This is a genomic window from Virgibacillus chiguensis (assembly GCF_900129865.1).
GTDB lineage: Bacteria > Bacillota > Bacilli > Bacillales > Amphibacillaceae > Virgibacillus > Virgibacillus chiguensis.
Window position 1 is genome coordinate 399955 of sequence record NZ_FQXD01000001.1, and the last position, 17361, is coordinate 417315.

The window sequence follows — 17361 nt, forward strand, 5'->3', positions numbered from 1 at the left end:
AAAACATGTGAAAAGTAAGACGAAGTTTGTCCGCATTTTAAGAAATTGTTCAACATAATGTGATATCTTTTTCGATTACATGGTGCCACTAAAACTATTATTTATCCTTATTGAGTAAAGACGACCTTACCATAGAAATGAAATGAAGCGAACCTGTAATACAATATACAGTGTTTGGATCACTCATTCTACTGATCGCATTTTTCCACGAATCAATGGTTTCCATTGAAGCTAACGAGTTTTTTTTCATTTCAGATATACTTGCAGCTCTCGGGTGATCAAAAGTGGTTAAGTAAATTGCACTAAATTTACCTCCTAGAGGAATCATCATCTCATCAATCGCTTTATCTTTAAAAGCTGCAAATAATAACTGTCTTTCTTGATATGGAAAGACTTTCTCCAGTGTGTCTATAAATGCACGAATTCCAGCTGGATTATGAGCTCCATCAAGGATTATAGTAGGGTGTTGGGACACCAATTCAAATCTACCTTCTAATTGTACGTCAAAAAAAGCAGTTGGTAGTTTCGCAAACTGGATAATATATCCTTTTTGCTGTATTAAATGTAAAGCCATTAACGCTAATGATGCGTTCGCTAATTGATGTTCTCCATACAATTTAAGTTTAAAAGCAGTTCCTTTCGTAAAAGGTAGGCTCCATTCCATATAATTCCATTCTTTAGAAGGTAAACTTTGATAATGGAAATGCAACCCTAATTGATAAGCTGGAGCTTCCTTAGCCTTCGCTTCTTGTATAATCACCTCTTTAGCAGCTGATTGTAATTGTCCAAAAACAACTGGAACCCCTTGTTTAATAATTCCTGCTTTATGCAAAGCAATCTCAGGTATTGTCTGACCAAGAAAAGCCATATGATCTTTATTAACACTAGTAATTATAGATACTAAAGGGATTATACAGTTTGTGGTATCTTCTCTTCCTCCCATTCCAGCTTCTATAACAGCAATGTCAACATTAGTAGCAAAATAAAGGAACGCAACAGCTGTCATTATTTCAAACTCTGTTGGAAATTGATTTTTTTGATCTAATTCCTGAACCACGGGATAAACTTTTTCCCACACTTTTAAAAATGCTTGTTCAGAAATTGGCTCTTCCTCTACATAAATATACTCGCGAATTCCGTGTAAGCTTGGTGAAGTAAACACTCCTACTTGATAGCCACTTTCTTGCAAACCTTGTTTCACAAAAGCGGCAGTAGATCCTTTTCCATTAGTGCCGGCAATATGAACAGCATTTAATCGTTTTTCAGGATGACCAAGTAAAGCAAGTAATTGTTGCATACGTTCCAAACCAGGTTTCACACCTAACTGATGCCGATGATGAAAAAATGCTTCTATTTGCTTCATTGTATGCAATTATGTACAATCCTTTCATGAGTAGTATTTAATTTACAACATAAGGTGAATCTTCAATCCGTGGGTTCTTTCATCCCCGACGGATTGTTAGTAGCCTAAGGGTATGACCTAATAGCCTCTCGCGAAAAAGGAGATGTAGGTGTTGTTATCTCCCATTTAGGCTAGTTCGCTCACATCTTTCATTCTTGAAGCGGGATTTATACAGCACCTTATATCTAGGATACATCTTTTGGTCAAAATTCTAATTAAAAGTGCTTACTTTAAAATCAAAAAATTATATGAACGATTATTAGTATAGCAGAAAGGAAAGAACCGATGCACGTAACTGGATGGATGATTTATAACGATAGTTTACCAGGCAATAAATTTATTGATTTTGCACAATGGCTAGAAAAAGCAGCCACGCAAAGAGGTAGCAACGTAAAAGTCATATCAAATAGCGAACTTTTATCTTTTTTATCTCAAGGCGAATTATCTGTATTAGCCGAAAAGCAACCTAGCGCTTTACCGGACTTTGTCGTGTTTACAGATAAAGATATTTACCTAGCTAAGCAACTCGAATTATTAGGTATAAGCGTGTTTAATTCTTCGGAAGCAATTCGTATTAGTGATGACAAAATATTAACGTATCAACAGCTAGCAACAGCTAAGCTCCCAATACCTAAAACGATTATTTATCCGAAGACATTTACTTCCCAACAGCTAAAACATGGCGTAATGCAATCTGCAATTCACCGTTTGGGTTTTCCGATGATTGTAAAAGAAGCATTCGGCTCTTTTGGCGAACAAGTGTATCTTATCCATAATAAAGCGGACTTAATTCAGCAAATTAAACATTTGGCAACAAAGCCCTTTGTTTTACAAGCATTTATTTCTACTAGCTATGGAAAAGATTTACGGCTGCATGTTGTAGGTAATAAAGTTGTTGCGGCCATGAAACGACAGTCAGCACATGATTTCAGAGCAAATATTACTGCTGGTGGTACCATGCAGGCGTATGAACCATCGGAGGAAGAACAAAAACTGGCAATCCTAGCTACACAATCCATTGGAGCTGATTTCGCAGGTGTTGATCTATTAATTGGCGAAAATGATTCTCCTATAATTTGCGAGATCAACTCCAATGCTCACATCCGCAATTTGTTTGATGCCACGGGAATAAATGTTGCTACCTTTATAATTGACTATATTTTTAAGAAGATCGAAGGGAACACAAATGCATAACGGCTGGCTTATCTATAGTGATAAAGATATTGAAGTAAATAAAGCTTATATTCATTGGTTTATGGAAGAAGCAGCACTTCAATCCATCCATCTGCAACTTGTACGCAGAGAAGACCTAATGATTGGAATTCAGAAAAATCGGCACGTCCTATTAAATAACCATCAGATAGAGCCTTTACCTGAATTTGCCGTTGTTCGTACCATTGATCCTATGCTTAGTCTTCATCTGGAAAGTTGTGGAATTATTGTTTTTAACAACTCTCGTATAGCAACTATTTGCAATAACAAAGCGTTAACGCATCATTATGTACATCAACTTGACGTTCCAATGGTAGACACATATTTCCATAAAGCTTCTTTTTTAAAAGAGTCCCCTCCGCTTTCTTTTCCATTTGTAGTAAAAACAGTTGCAGGGAAAGGTGGAAAAGAGGTTTATATGGTCACTAATGAGTTGGAGTATTTAGCATGTAGGAAGAAAATAAAAGGCAATGACATCATTATGCAAAGTTGTCATGTGCAACAAGGCAAAGACTTGCGCGTTTTCGTTGTAGGGAAAAAAATTATCGCAGCTGTACTTAGAGAAAGTAATTCCGATTTTAGAGCCAACTACAAGCTTGGTGGTAGTGCAATACGGTATACTTTATCCAAAAAAGAAGCAACAAGAATTCAAACGATTATCAATTATTTCGATTTTGGAATGGTAGGAATTGATTTCTTACTAAGTATGGATGGAGAACTATTATTTAATGAAATTGAAGATGTTGTCGGTTCTCGCATACTAAGTGCCGTTAGCAATACAAATATACTACGGTTATATGTGGAGCATATCAAAAAACACATCCAGTCGTAATCTTTTTTATTATGCAATCATGTAAATAAAGGTTACCTACTTCGTACATTTAGTTCGAAGTAGGTAACCCTTAAATTTGTGTTAGTTTTTTAATTCATGTAATCTTGCTTGAACCTTCGCTTGTTTATCCAAGTACTCTTTTTCTTTTTGTTTTTCTGCTTCAATTACTGCCTGAGGTGCTTTATTAATAAACCCTTCGTTTGCGAGTTTTTTCTGTACACGCTCTACTTCTTTTGTCCATTTAGCTAGATCTTTTTCTAAACGAGCAATTTCTTTGTCAAAATCAATTAACCCTTCTAATGGTAAAAATAGTTCTGCTCCTGTCACTACTGCTGACATTGCTTTTTCAGGGACATCGATCTCTTCCATAATGGTTAATTCACTTGTGTTACAAAAACGTTCTAAATAGTGACGCTCTTCTTCTAATTCCTTCACAATAGATTCACTCTCCGCTTGGATGAGTAGTTTAACTTGTTTTGACATTGGTGTATCTACTTCTGCACGAATATTACGGACAGCTTTGATAATCGCCACTAGTCGCTTCATTTCATTTGCTGCCTGTTCATCATGGAATGCATCTCTTGGCTCCGGCCAAGCGGCAACTGTGATAGAATCTCCTTGATGTGGTAACTGTTGCCAAATTTCTTCTGTAATAAACGGCATAAATGGATGCAACATACGCATCGTTTGATCTAAAACATAAACGAGCACAGAACGTGTTGTTTGTTTTTGAGTTTCGTTATCTCCATATAATGGTATTTTTGCCATTTCAATATACCAATCACATAGTTCATCCCAAATAAAGTTGTATAATTGACGACCAGCTTCGCCAAATTCATATTTATTGTTATTTCTAGTTACATGTTCAATTGTTTCATTTAAACGGGTTAATATCCATTTATCTGCCAAAGATTTTTCGCCTGTTAAATCAATATCTTCATACGAAAAATCGGCTAAATTCATTAAAGAAAAACGAGAAGCATTCCACACCTTATTCGCAAAGTTCCATGTTGCTTCTACCTTTTCCCAATGAAAGCGTAAATCTTGACCAGGGGTAGAGCCAGTCAATAGGAAATAGCGTAATGAATCTGCACCATATTTATCAATGACATCCATTGGGTCGACACCGTTGCCTAACGATTTACTCATTTTTCTTCCTTCAGCATCTCGAATCAATCCGTGGATCAAAACATCATCAAACGGCTTTTGATTCGTAAAATGCTTCGATTGAAAAATCATTCGTGAAACCCAGAAGAAAATAATATCATAACCTGTTACGAGAACCCCAGTTGGAAAATATCGCTTGTAATCTTCTGCTTCTACATCCGGCCACCCCATGGTTGAAAAAGGCCATAAAGCAGATGAAAACCAAGTGTCTAATACATCTTCATCTTGTTCCCAATTTTCTATATCGTCGGGAGCTTCCTTGCCGACATAAATTTCTTTTGTTTCTTTATGATGCCAAGCTGGTATGCGGTGCCCCCACCATAGTTGGCGAGAAATACACCAATCACGAATATTTTCCATCCAATTTAAATAGGTTCTTTCAAAACGCTGTGGAACAAAATTAACTTTGTCACTTCCTGCTTGTAGCTCGATTGCAGCATCTGCTAATGGTTTCATTTTTACAAACCATTGCGTAGATAAGTATGGCTCTACGACAGCGCCACTTCGTTCGGAGTGACCAACTTGGTGTACATGGTCTTCAATCTTAAATAGTACACCTTGTTCTTTCAAATCATGAACAATTTGTTTTCTGCACACAAATCGGTCCATTCCTTCATAAATACCAGCATTTTCGTTCATCGTTCCATCTTCATGCATAACTAATACTCGTTCTAAATCATGTCTATTCCCAACTTCGAAATCGTTTGGATCGTGAGCAGGCGTAATTTTCACTGCACCAGAACCAAATTCCATATCTACATACTCATCTGCAACAATTGGTATTTCCCGACCGACGATGGGCAAAATAGCTTTTTTGCCAATTAAATGGCTATATCGGTCATCATCAGGGTGAACAGCAATCGCAGTATCACCTAACATTGTCTCTGGACGTGTGGTAGCAATTTCGATTTTCTCATCACTATCTTTTAACGGATAGCGCATATGATAAAATTTGCCCTGCACTTCTTCATAAATCACTTCAATATCGGATAAAGCCGTTTTTGTATCTGGATCCCAGTTTATAATATATTCTCCACGATAAATTAAACCTTGTTCGTATAACTTTACAAATACTTCTCTAACTGCGTCTGACAAACCTTCATCAAGCGTAAACCGTTCACGTGAATAGTCTAAACTAAGTCCTAACTTTTCCCATTGTGAACGAATAAACGCAGCGTACTCTTCCTTCCATTCCCAAGCCTTTTCGAGAAATTTTTCTCTACCTAGCTCATAACGATTCGTACCTTGTTCTTTTAGCTTTTCTTCCACTTTTGCTTGTGTAGCAATCCCAGCATGATCCATACCAGGGAGCCATAATACATCATATCCTTGCATACGTTTCATTCTAGAAATGGTGTCTTGCATTGTCGTATCCCAAGCGTGTCCCAAATGCAATCGTCCTGTAACATTTGGTGGGGGAATAACAATAGAATAGGGTTCTTTCTCCATATCGTTCTTTGCTTTAAAATAGTTTCCTTCTAGCCAAAATTGATAGCGACCTTTTTCTACTTCCTGCGGATTGTATTTAGCAGAAAGTGAAGGTTTTGATTCTTGTTCGTGCATAACATGCTCCTCCTTACAATATCTTTTTTAGCAAGCTGTAGTTTCACTTATACGTTTTTGACACTTACTAAAGTGTATAAAAAAACCCTTTTGTCCTATAAAAGGACGAAAAGGGTTTGCTCTCCGTGGTACCACCTTTATTTGTATACTTCTAGTGTAGTAAAGAAACAAAGTATACACACTTCATTTGTTGATAACGGTACATAGACCGGCTTCCTTCTACTTAAAAAAGGCAGCATCTTAACCTTATTTGTTCAAAGGAGCTGTTCCTGGGCGACATTCCAGCATAATTTTTCAAGGAAACTTTCAGCCAATGATTTCCATCTCTACATGATAATTATCCTGTACTCTTCCCATTCTTTACATTTTCATTGTTTACATGCATATTATTAGAATAGCTTTATTTTATATATAATTCCTCTTTACGTCAACTGTTTCCTCACTAAAATGAAAATAGACGTTCTTTTCCGGCTCTGGAACGTTTACGTTATTGTAAGCGTTTGTGGATACTTATCTAATTGCTGGCGCTATTATCTATTCTTAAATACTAACCCGTTACATAGTAAGGTTTGCACCAAAAAGATCATTTTATACATATAGTATAGTAACATACAAATTTCTGATGTAAAGGAGAGAGTCTCATTGGCAAGATATTACCGTTACCGACTACCACCATGGGCCAGAAATTGTATTATCGTAATTGAAAGATGTACACTGCCTATATTAATTTTTCAATTGATTCGTACTTTATTTTTCCCAACCACCTTTGATGTATTTCTTCTTGGTATTATCGTTGGCATTTTTATAGCTTTTTATTTGGAATGGATTTAATCTGTTTCATCCAAATCATCTAGGTCGTCCAGATCATCTAGATCGATCGTATCAAACGTTTTTTCCACATGTGCAGAAAGGTGCAACCCAAACAGTATACGTCGAAATGTATGCTGTAAATGAATTATTTGTTTCATCATGGATGTGTTTGCTTGTTTATGATTTTTGACACAACTTAGATAAGCTTGTGGGTCTAATAATTGAATGACTAACAAATAAAGTTCTTTCTTGGTCAGTTCGTTCTCATTCATATACTTGTCAAATCCGCGCAGTAGCATATTAGTCGGAGTATCATAATGCTTTGTTTCTTCTTGAAAAAAAGCAACTAAATCAAAAATGGGATAGTCAAACCCTGCATTCTCCCAATTTATAAAATAGAGCTGACCTTGATCAACTAAAGTATGTGAAGTTTTGATGTTCTTATGGCACAAACTATAATACCAAGTCTCTTCCTGTTCTTCCAACAGCTGATCAATTCTTCGTATCGTTTCATTCAGACTATAATTAACATCTTTAAATTGCGTACAAACAAGTAACTCAAATGGGGACATAAAGCGATGTTGTTCGTACTCCTCTACAAATGTAAGTAATTGTTGCTGTAAGGTCAAGCAATGCTGTTTATACTGTTGAAAAGCTTGCTTAAACTGCTGGACTTCAACCAAATGTCGCCGTTTTGTTTTCATGTGAATCAATCCAAAACTTTGAAAGATTTTATCAATCGTGGATTGATCTAATTCTGTTTCTCGGCTTTCTTTCCAAGGTGTCACATAATAAATAAGTTCTCCTTTTTTTTCATATAACTTTCCTAGCTTCGTTAAGTAAACTGGTAAAATAGGAAAAAGATATTCTTCATATGCCAATTTATAAACTTGTTCCCACATAACGATTGTTTCTTCCGTTAGCCGGCTATGTTTCAACGCATATTGCTGGTTGTAGTCTTGCACCATGTAGAGCCGCTCTGTTTGTTTTTCTATGTAAAAAGGTCGAATAGAATAAGCATGCAACACTTCTTGTAAGGTATCCATTTTCTTCACCACCCTAGTTTCAAAGCAAACAAAAATTAGGCTCACGCCTTTACACTCTTATTATTTAGTGGGGTTTTCTTTCATAACCTGCTGGTTGTTCAGCAGCCCAAGAATACGATTTTAAAGGGTTTTTTACAAAAAAGGGAATAAGGTGGTGTATCTCCCACTTAGACTTGTTCCGCTCACATCTTCCAATCTTGAAGTAGAAGTCTTACAGCACCTTTATCCGCGATAAATTAAAGAATTCGATTATATCTGGCCTTAGAAAAACTTGGCTTGTCGCCAAATCTTATGACGAAAGCCTTTGTTTTTCTTATATTATAAACCAAAAAATCTCATACTTTGCTATAGCGTAAAATAATTTTATACCTTTGTTAATGAAAAATGAGATGCCACTACTAGCTTTTAAGGAAGCTGCAGGCAACCTTACCTCTATAATGGAGAGAGCATCATTTGTTTTTCTTTTCTGGAATATACAGTAATTGTCCTTGCGTAACATCGTAATCATCATCCAATTGATTCTGTTTAATTAATAGTAATGCAGAAACTTGATATCTTTCCGCAATAGAATCGATCGTATCATCTTCCTGTACGATACATAACCTCATGCTAGTATAATTATTTTCAGCTTTATTACTAAAAATATCTGCTAAGTAGCTGACATCCTGGACTTCATCTTGGATGTGTCGATCACCACTCGTCTGATTAATTTCCGGCGAGACAGATAACGCTTCATGGTCATTCTCATCGCCATTTTGCTTCACCTTCATCTCATTAATATTGTTAGGTTCTTCCGTAACTTCAGCTTCTGTAGCTTTTTTCCCTTGGTCATCGACGTTTAGATTATTTTGTTCTTTATTCGTTTCTACTTCTCTTTCTTGTTCATCATCTGTTACACTGCTTTTTGTTTCAGTGACTCGTTCTTCGCTTTCTGGATTTGTTTCATGAGTAGAGTCATAATCTACTTGTTCGTATTGTTCTGTCTCCTCATCTTCACCCAATTCTTCTTCATGAACATCACTAGTATCCTCTTGTTCAGAATCAAAAAATTCCTTTAGCGTTTTCGTCTCTTTATACTTCCATCTTCCTACTTCATCAGTTTGCTCACCTTTCTTATCTAGGTGCTCTGTTATTTTCTCTGGATATTCATCAGATAGTATTGTTTCTTCTTGCTCCATTTCCTTTAACCTGCTTTTTTCATCTGAACTATCTTGCTCTGGTACCGTTAGAAATGGTAAAGATGGGTTCATCTCCTCATCTTCTGTTTTATAATCTTGCTCTGATTGTTTCATTTCAAACTGAAAATAATCAGCTTCTTGCTCTCCTCGATTAGACTTATCTTCTTCTGGGGATGCATAGTTCAACTGTTCTTGCGATTCTTTTTCTCGTGCATCACTTATTTCTTGTTGTTGAATGCCATGAATTTCAATTGTTGAATAAAGTCGGAATAAGGTTGGATTGGGGATTTCATAATCAAATGTCTGAATATACACGCTTATATCGTTTAAGTTTGCAATGCGGTTTGCAGGTACAGAAATTTCTACTGGGAAGTGATGAGAAAATATAGATACTCCTTCTTCATCTTGCTCCACGGCTTCAACATAGCGTTTAGAGCCCATCACATCTTCTTCTAAATCATCTTGAAAAACGGTGTGTCTGCTTTTTTCATACTCTCCTTTTAATTCAATAACTCCTCTGATTGAAATATAGTCGTGAAATGAATGAATAGAGATGTCTGGCTCCAATGAAACCCCTCTCATTTCATTTACTTCCTGTCCTTTTTCAAAATAGAGTGTTTCATTCAATTCAAACTGAAATACGGACGCTTCATTTGTCACGGCTCTCCTCCTCTCCACCATATAGTTCATATATGATGATATGCCTTATATTCAACTATATGAATATTTTCATTAGGATATTACAAACGGTAAAGTTGATTTCCATGAAGTTAAAAACAGCTTCTTTACTACGACTTTACCAAAAATGAACCTATTTGCTTTAGCTAATGAAGGAAATCCGAAGACTAAGTTAGGAAAAAGCGAACTACTTTTTTCAAAGAGGTTGAGCAGTTGATCCAGTAGAAAGTTTTGCAACGTTAAATAACTTAGTAAGTTTATCCACAGCTGCAAAATTTTATATTCCTAGACAACAGAAAAAGACCTCACTAGCGGCATGTATACCAAAAATTACATGCTATTAGTAAAGGTCTTTAAATAAATTCTATTCTCTGGCATAGGTTGATTAAACTAAATACACACTATGAAGGCGCAACTTAGTAATAAGCTTCGTTACTCTATGGAAGCAAAAGCTGTGTCAATTGCTTTTACCGTATGTTCAATATCTTCATCTGTATGCGCAGTAGATAAAAACAGGCCTTCAAATTGTGATGGTGGAAGGAACACGCCATTTTCAATCATAGAGCGATAATATTGAGAAAAATAATCAAGATTAGCAGATTGAGCAGTTTCAAAGTTAATTACTTTTTCATTAGTAAAAAAGACGCCAACCATTGAACCCGCTCGATTAATATGCAATGGTATATGATGCTTATTGGAAGCCGCTGTAAACCCTTCTATCAATCGGTCTACTTTTTTATTTATCGCTTCATAAGATGACTCATCTAACGCTTTTAATGTCTCAAGCCCCGCGGTCATCGCTAACGGATTACCAGATAATGTACCAGCTTGATAGATAGATCCAGTTGGAGCAACTTTCTCAATAATCTCCCGTTTGCCTCCATATGCACCAACTGGTAATCCACCTCCGATTACCTTCCCGAGACATGTCATATCGGGTGTCACTCCAAAATGACCTTGCGCACATTGGTAACCTACCCGAAAGCCAGTCATTACTTCATCAAAAATAAGCACGGTGCCGTTTTGCTCCGTAATTTCTCTTAATCCTTGTAAAAAACCTTCTATTGGTGGGACCACTCCCATATTGCCGCTAACAGGTTCTACAATAACTGCAGCAATATCATCACCATATGTCTCAAAAGCATATCGCACACTTTCTAAGTCATTATATGGGACCGTGATCGTATTTTGAGCAATCGTTTTAGGAACACCTGGACTATCAGGAAGTCCAAGTGTAGCCACACCTGACCCTGCTTTAATTAACAGTGAATCACCATGACCATGGTAATTCCCTTCAAATTTTAGTATTTTATCTCTTCCTGTGTAGCCTCTTGCTACACGCAACGCGCTCATTGTTGCTTCCGTACCTGAATTTACCATCCTAACCATTTCTATGGATGGAACGCGGTCAATAACTAGCTGTGCAAGCTCATTTTCTAATACTGTCGGCGCTCCAAAGCTGGTACCTTTTTCCGCTGTTTCCTTTAATTTTGTTACGACCCGTTCATCAGCATGTCCTAAAATGAGTGGACCCCAGCTTAAAACGTAATCAATGTATTCATGACCATCAATATCTCTTATCTTAGCTCCCTTACCAGATTCCATAAAAATTGGTGACATACCTACTGATTTAAATGCACGAACAGGTGAATTAACACCGCCAGGCATTAAATCAACTGCTTCTTCATAAGCAGCTTTGGATTTATTAAAATTCATAACCAGATATCCTCCTATCTATTTTTTTCTGCTAACCATTTTGCAACATCTTTTGCAAAATAAGTTATAATTAGATCTGCTCCAGCTCGTTTCATAGATAATAGTTTTTCCATAACCAGCGCCTGTTCATCAATCCAGCCATTTTGCGCTGCAGCTTTCACCATCGCATATTCGCCGCTTACATTATAGGCAACAATCGGCAAATCAAAGTTATTCTTCATTTCTCTCACAATATCTAAGTAGCTTAAAGCTGGTTTTACAATTAAAAAGTCAGCACCTTCATGAACGTCTGATTTCGCCTCACGAAGCGCTTCTAATCGATTCGCGGGATCCATCTGGTATGTTTTTCGATCTCCAAATTGTGGTGTACTATCTGCCGCATCTCGGAATGGACCATAAAAAGAAGAAGCGTATTTAACCGCGTAAGACATAATAGGAATCTGTGTAAAACCAGCTTGATCTAACGCTTGACGAATAACTGCTACAAACCCATCCATCATGTTTGACGGTGCAATAATGTCAGCCCCTGCTTTTGCTTGGGATACTGCTGTTTTAGCAAGTAACTCTAATGACGCATCATTATCTACATCATGGTCATGAATGACTCCACAATGTCCATGAGACGTATATTCACACAAACAAGTATCTGCAATTACGAGCATTGATGGTACTTTTGTTTTAATTTTTCGTGTAGCTTGTTGGACGATCCCTTCATCAATAAAAGCGCCCGTCCCTTGTTCATCTTTTTCATTTGGCACCCCAAACAAAATAACAGCTTGAATACCAAGTTCTTCTAGTTCATCTATTTCTTCCGTAAGTAAATCCAGCGATAACTGGTATACTCCTGGCATAGAAGGAACCTCTTTTCTCATCTTTTCACCTTCAACAATAAACATGGGATAGACAAGATCGGTTTTATGCAAATGTGTTTCTCTTACTAAGTCTCTCATACCAGCCGTACGTCTTAATCTACGGTGTCTATCAAAAGTCGGTATGTTCGTCATTTTTTTCATCCTTTCTTTTCATCACATCTTGCTTTATACAATCAATCATACCATTAATTGTAAAATCTTTTGCTGTTAAAACTTTAGTAAATCCTAATTCCTTCGCCCGTTGTTCTGTCGTCGTACCAATACATACACATGGTGCGACGTTTCTCACCCCTATTAAATCGACAAATGCCTCCACTGTAGACGGGCTTGTAAATGTAATATAATGAATCTGAGTATTCGTTATCGCACATTGCAACAACGGTTTTACTTTGACATTCTTATGGGTTTCATACACTTCAAGCATTGTAAAAGTTTTATTGCTTTGTTTAAAGCGTTCCGGCAAAACATGTCGAGAGAGATTTCCTCTTACTAACAAAAAATGATCGTCGGTAGGATATTGGCTTAAAAACTCCTCTGCCATCGTCTCAGCATCAAAAGAGCTTGGGACAAAATCAGCAGAGCGACCTGTTATTTCTTTTAACTTATGATCCGTTTTATTTCCCACAACAGCAATTTTAGTTTGCACCACATTCTCTAAAGCGACAGCGTCGTGCTTTACGAACTGAAAAAAGCAGCTTACCCCATTTCCACTTGTGAAAAATATCCAATTACAATTCGACAATTGTTGTGCGAAATCCCCATTTATTGGGCGTTTACAAGTAATATTAATAAGTGGGACTTGTACTGGTTCTCCGCCTAAATCAGTAATTTTTTTCGCAAAGTCTGTTGCTTTTTCTTGCTCGCGAGTGACTAAGATTCGCTTCCCATCTAACGGTAAGCTCATTACTCATTTAACTCCTCTTTTACCTTTTCAATAATTTCCTTAGCACCGCGATTTTGTAATAACGTAGCTGCTTTCCTGCCAACTGCTTCTGGATCACTACCTTGTACCACTTCCTTTAAGACTGTTTTCCCATCAGGTGTGCCTACAAAAGCTGTCAGTACAATGGATTCTCCTTGTAAATATGCATAGCCTCCGATTGGTACTTGACAGCCGCCTTCCAACAAATGCAAAAAGGTTCGTTCCGCAGTAACCGTTCGAGCGGTATCTTCATCATGAATGGTTGCTAACAGTTTTTTCAATTCATCATCTTCCGACCGGCATTCAATAGCTAAAGCGCCTTGCCCAACTGCAGGAACACAAACATCAGGCTCTAAATACTCCGTAATTAATGTTTCACTTAAACCTACACGTTTTAAACCAGAAACAGCCAACACGATCGCATCATAATCTTCTTCCTTTAATTTTCTTATCCTTGTTTCAATATTACCACGTATCCACTTTATCGTGACATCTGGTCTGACGGCTTGTATTTGCGCAGCTCTTCGTAAACTGCTCGTTCCAACAATAGCGCCTTTAGGCAGATCTTTTAAACGTATATTTCCTTTAGAAAGAAACGCATCTCGATGGTCTTCACGCTCTGGAATAGTCGTTATAATCAACCCTTCTGGCATAGCAGAAGGCATATCTTTCATACTATGTACAGCTAAATCAATTTCTTTATTATACATAGCCTCCTCAATCTCTTTAATAAACAGACCCTTTCCACCTACTTTTGATAAAGTAACATCTAAAATACGATCCCCCTTTGTAACGATTTTCTTTACTTCAAAATCATTTTCAACCCCAGCTTGTTTTAATTGTTTAATTACCCAATTTGTTTGTGTTAATGCAAGATTACTTTTTCGTGAACCAACAACTAATTTACGCAAGTTTAATCTCTCCCTATGTTTAAAAATGAAATTTCGATAACGTACTGAATAACAAGAAATTGACTAGCAACAATAGAAAAGCAACTGTATTATACATTGCAATCGTTCTCCCTTTATACTTTTTCCATAAACGGATGACTAAGTAAATGACGTAAATAGCCAATACAAAGAAAGAACCAATTGTCTTTAAATCTACCCAGTAAAATAGAGCATCAGATACATAAGCCCACACAATTCCTAGTATAATAGCGATTAATAATAAAGGAACACCAATGGTTACTGTTTTAAATGCATAACTATCCAATTGGTTCAAGTCGGCAAACCGCCACATCCACTTAAAACCTTTTTTTTGCTTCAATAATTTGTACTGAATTAAATACATAATGGATAATAAAAAGGATAGTGTGAAAAATCCATAGGAAGTAATGGCAATCGTTATATGTGCAATAACTATTTCATGGACAAATTGGACGGCATGCTCCTGCCAATTTTTTTGCGCGTCCGTCAACAAAAAAAGCAATAGAATGAAGAAACTAAATACATTTGTAAAAAAAACAATAAAATGAACAGGAAATAGTTTATTCGCTAGTAATGATATCGTCACAAGAATCCACGAATAAAAAAACAGACTATCATTTAAGGTTACAACCGGAAAACTTTTTTCAAAGATTATTACATAGAATAAAAAAAAGGTTTGAATGATCCAAACCAAACTAAGCAACCAGAAGGCTATTCGATTTACCCTCCGGTTGTCTTGAACAAAATCGATAAAGTATCCGAACAGGCTTAATCCATAAATGATTAATATAAATTCATAAAGCCATTTTAATTCTACCATATGAGTATTCCTTTCATTATATGGTCGGCATCTTATTTAAAAGTGGGAAGGATACTTGTTTATTTTTCATTGCTTTATTTGTTTCATTTTTTTTTGCCTGCTTATCAAGCTCTGCTTGTACTTCTGCCTCGATACCGAATATGTCAATAAACAATTGAAGTGATTCCTTTGATCGGTCACCTACCGCCATTTCTTTTGCTTGTGTAATTGGCTCTTTTAGCAACTGATTGACGATACTTTTCGTATGTTTGTTAATGATCTTTTTCTCTCTTTCTGTGAGATCAGGCATTTTTCTTTCAATACTTTTCACTGTTTCCATTTGTATGGAAAGTGCTTTCTGCCGTAAAGCTGAAATAATTGGTACAACACCTAATGTCTTTAACCATTCTTTAAATGCCACAATTTCACTTTCAAACATCAGCTCAATTTGCTCTGCTGCTTCTTTTCTTGCTTCTAAATTTTCATCCACAATATGTTGCAGATCATCGATATCATACAAGAAAGTATTTTCTAATTCACTTACAAAAGGGTCAATGTCCCGTGGAACTGCAATGTCTACTAAAAATAAAGGGTTCCCCTTGCGCTCTTTTTGCACTGCTTCCACCAATTCTTTTGATAAGATGATCGATGTAGAACCGGTAGAAGTAATCAGAATATCAGCTTCTTGTAATACGATAGGTAACCTGTCGATTGTTTCAGCGCGTGCTGCAAACTTTTTAGCCAACGCATCTGCTTTTTCTCTTGTGCGATTTACCACTGTAATGTCGTTCGTTCCGGAACCTTGTAAATTTTTAACAGCAAGTTCTCCCATTTTTCCCGCACCTAGTATAACAACACGTTTTTTCTTTAAGTCACCAAAAATTTTCTTTGCTAGCTCAACAGCTGCATAACTAACAGAAACTGCTTGTTTACCAATTGCCGTATCTTTCTGTACACGCTTACCAAACGTAATAGCCTGTTTGAATAATTCATTCAACACAGTACCAGTTGTACCCATTTTTTGTGCAGTTAAAAACGCTTGCTTCACTTGACCCAAGATTTGCGTTTCCCCTAATACCATAGAATCCAATCCTGTAATTACACGAAATAAATGCTCCATCGCCCCGTCATTTTCAACAATTTGTAAAAATGAAGAAAAACTAGCTTTCTCTTCATCAAACCAATCAGCTAAAAACTGCTTTATATAGTATCGCCCTGTATGCAATTGGTCTACTACTGCAAAAATTTCTGTACGATTACAAGTGGTAACAATAACATTTTCTAAAATACTTTTTTGCCCATTCAAAGCGACCATGGCCTCGTGAACATGATCTTCCGAAAAGGCAAGCTTTTCCCTAATTTCTACAGGGGCTGTTTTATAATTAAAACCCACCTTTAAAATATGCACAACCATCTACCCCCAAATAAAATGAAACTTCCATAACTGTTCTAAAATTAGGTGTTATCCGTATAGTTTGAACTGATTTTAATAATCAAGCATAACAGGATAAAGGACCAATTCATTTACTAATTAATAATAAATATAAAATAACATTATTTCTAAACACTATTATAACATGTATATTCCGTTACAATTTAATAAAATGTGAACATAATCTGAAACATTATGATAGCATATAACGTATAAGCATTAGTGCATAACACGTCTGTACTTTATCACAACAAAAGTAAAGAAGCAAGCATTCGAACTACATATCATGAGGTGATTACTTGAAAAAACAAAACACGCTTACCGCGTATCTTCTTATCGGTATAGGTTTGTTTTTTTTACTTAAACAATTAAATATTCCTATCTTGAACAACTTTTATTCATGGCAAACAATAATCATTATAATTGGACTTGTTTTGTTAATTCATAGTTATATTACAAAAAATTACCAGAATTTGTTTAGCGGTACTATTTTGTTAGGATTAGGCATTCATTTTTACGGTCTAGCTTACTATTCTTTTTGGATTGATCATTGGGCTATGTATGTACTTATTGTAGGCGTCGCATTTATAGTTCGTTTTTTACAAACGAAAGAAGGCTTGATACCAGGAATATTGTTGACAGCTTTTTCTTTGGTCATGATGTTTTCAGTACAACTTCCTAGCTGGTTTAATTGGATCTATACAATTGTAGATGTAATGGAACGTTTTTGGCCTGTTTTGTTAATTATTTTTGGCTTGTTTTTATTAACGAAACGGAAATAAACATAGATAAATGATGAAATG

General features: G+C 36.2%; 14 protein-coding genes and 1 other annotated feature. Of the genes, 4 read left to right on the forward strand and 10 right to left on the reverse strand.

The annotated features are described in order from the left end of the window. Positions 1–97: 97 nt before the first annotated feature. Positions 98–1363: a bifunctional folylpolyglutamate synthase/dihydrofolate synthase gene (locus BUB45_RS02065; protein WP_073004860.1), complete on the reverse strand. Its 1266-nt coding sequence runs from the start codon at positions 1361–1363 to the stop codon at positions 98–100. A 342-nt stretch (positions 1364–1705) separates the two neighbouring features. On the opposite strand from BUB45_RS02065, the gene BUB45_RS02070 reads away from it, so the two are divergent. Together BUB45_RS02070 and BUB45_RS02075 are read left to right on the forward strand one after the other, a co-directional pair. Continuing rightward, the gene (locus BUB45_RS02070; RefSeq protein ID WP_244527638.1) at positions 1706–2596 is read left to right on the forward strand and encodes an ATP-grasp domain-containing protein; all 891 of its coding nucleotides are present in this window, start codon (positions 1706–1708) and stop codon (positions 2594–2596) included. Then, a complete protein-coding gene (locus BUB45_RS02075) occupies positions 2589–3446 on the forward strand; it encodes an ATP-grasp domain-containing protein (protein WP_073004675.1) in 858 nt (285 codons plus the stop codon). Before BUB45_RS02070 ends, BUB45_RS02075 begins: the two co-directional genes overlap by 8 nt. A gap of 81 nt (positions 3447–3527) precedes the next feature. On the opposite strand, the gene BUB45_RS02080 is transcribed toward BUB45_RS02075, so the two are convergent. Further along, entirely contained in the window at positions 3528–6176 is a 2649-nt protein-coding gene (locus tag BUB45_RS02080) for a valine--tRNA ligase (protein ID WP_073004677.1), read from the reverse strand. Positions 6177–6274: 98 nt separating this feature from the next. Further along, positions 6275–6546 (reverse strand) — a binding site (T-box leader). 272 nt (positions 6547–6818) lie between these two features. On the opposite strand from BUB45_RS02080, the gene BUB45_RS02085 reads away from it, so the two are divergent. Then, positions 6819–7007 (forward strand): hypothetical protein, encoded by a 189-nt coding sequence (locus tag BUB45_RS02085; protein WP_073004679.1) that lies wholly within the window; start codon positions 6819–6821, stop codon positions 7005–7007. Here BUB45_RS02085 and BUB45_RS02090 read toward each other — a convergent pair. The 8 genes from BUB45_RS02090 to hemA form a co-directional block, all read right to left on the reverse strand. Further along, positions 7004–8032, reverse strand: coding sequence for a phosphotransferase (locus BUB45_RS02090; protein WP_073004681.1), 1029 nt, complete (start codon positions 8030–8032; stop codon positions 7004–7006). The two genes, BUB45_RS02085 and BUB45_RS02090, sit on opposite strands and share 4 nt — an antisense overlap. A gap of 449 nt (positions 8033–8481) precedes the next feature. Further along, on the reverse strand, positions 8482–9870 hold the full coding sequence (locus tag BUB45_RS02095; RefSeq protein WP_073004683.1) for a LysM peptidoglycan-binding domain-containing protein: 1389 nt from the start codon (positions 9868–9870) through the stop codon (positions 8482–8484). A gap of 450 nt (positions 9871–10320) precedes the next feature. Continuing rightward, positions 10321–11604: a glutamate-1-semialdehyde 2,1-aminomutase gene (gene hemL, locus BUB45_RS02100; protein ID WP_073004685.1), complete on the reverse strand. Its 1284-nt coding sequence runs from the start codon at positions 11602–11604 to the stop codon at positions 10321–10323. A gap of 14 nt (positions 11605–11618) precedes the next feature. Further along, entirely contained in the window at positions 11619–12608 is a 990-nt protein-coding gene (gene hemB, locus BUB45_RS02105; protein WP_073004687.1) for a porphobilinogen synthase, read from the reverse strand. After that, on the reverse strand, positions 12586–13380 hold the full coding sequence (locus tag BUB45_RS02110) for a uroporphyrinogen-III synthase (protein ID WP_073004689.1): 795 nt from the start codon (positions 13378–13380) through the stop codon (positions 12586–12588). The genes hemB and BUB45_RS02110 overlap by 23 nt, the downstream gene beginning before the upstream one ends. Further along, positions 13380–14309: a hydroxymethylbilane synthase gene (gene hemC, locus BUB45_RS02115; RefSeq protein WP_073004691.1), complete on the reverse strand. Its 930-nt coding sequence runs from the start codon at positions 14307–14309 to the stop codon at positions 13380–13382. The genes BUB45_RS02110 and hemC overlap by 1 nt, the downstream gene beginning before the upstream one ends. Positions 14310–14328: 19 nt before the next feature. Next, complete coding sequence (ccsA, locus tag BUB45_RS02120) at positions 14329–15147, reverse strand: cytochrome c biogenesis protein CcsA (RefSeq protein WP_073004693.1); 819 nt, start codon at positions 15145–15147, stop codon at positions 14329–14331. A gap of 16 nt (positions 15148–15163) precedes the next feature. Next, complete coding sequence (gene hemA, locus BUB45_RS02125; RefSeq protein WP_073004862.1) at positions 15164–16534, reverse strand: glutamyl-tRNA reductase; 1371 nt, start codon at positions 16532–16534, stop codon at positions 15164–15166. 323 nt (positions 16535–16857) lie between these two features. Here hemA and BUB45_RS02130 point away from each other — a divergent pair, with 323 nt between their 5' ends. Beyond that, positions 16858–17340, forward strand: coding sequence for a LiaI-LiaF-like domain-containing protein (locus BUB45_RS02130; protein ID WP_073004695.1), 483 nt, complete (start codon positions 16858–16860; stop codon positions 17338–17340). Positions 17341–17361 lie beyond the last annotated feature (21 nt).

Excerpts from the sequence above, each read along its gene's own strand:
- BUB45_RS02065 (WP_073004860.1), bottom strand. The coding sequence starts at position 1,363 with ATGAAGCAAATAGAAGCATTTTTTCATCATCGGCATCAGTTAGGTGTG.
- BUB45_RS02070 (WP_244527638.1), top strand. The coding sequence starts at position 1,706 with ATGATTTATAACGATAGTTTACCAGGCAATAAATTTATTGATTTTGCA.
- BUB45_RS02075 (WP_073004675.1), top strand. The coding sequence starts at position 2,589 with ATGCATAACGGCTGGCTTATCTATAGTGATAAAGATATTGAAGTAAAT.
- BUB45_RS02080 (WP_073004677.1), bottom strand. The coding sequence starts at position 6,176 with ATGCACGAACAAGAATCAAAACCTTCACTTTCTGCTAAATACAATCCG.
- BUB45_RS02090 (WP_073004681.1), bottom strand. The coding sequence starts at position 8,032 with ATGGATACCTTACAAGAAGTGTTGCATGCTTATTCTATTCGACCTTTT.
- hemL (WP_073004685.1), bottom strand. The coding sequence starts at position 11,604 with ATGAATTTTAATAAATCCAAAGCTGCTTATGAAGAAGCAGTTGATTTA.
- hemB (WP_073004687.1), bottom strand. The coding sequence starts at position 12,608 with ATGACGAACATACCGACTTTTGATAGACACCGTAGATTAAGACGTACG.
- BUB45_RS02110 (WP_073004689.1), bottom strand. The coding sequence starts at position 13,380 with ATGAGCTTACCGTTAGATGGGAAGCGAATCTTAGTCACTCGCGAGCAA.
- ccsA (WP_073004693.1), bottom strand. The coding sequence starts at position 15,147 with ATGGTAGAATTAAAATGGCTTTATGAATTTATATTAATCATTTATGGA.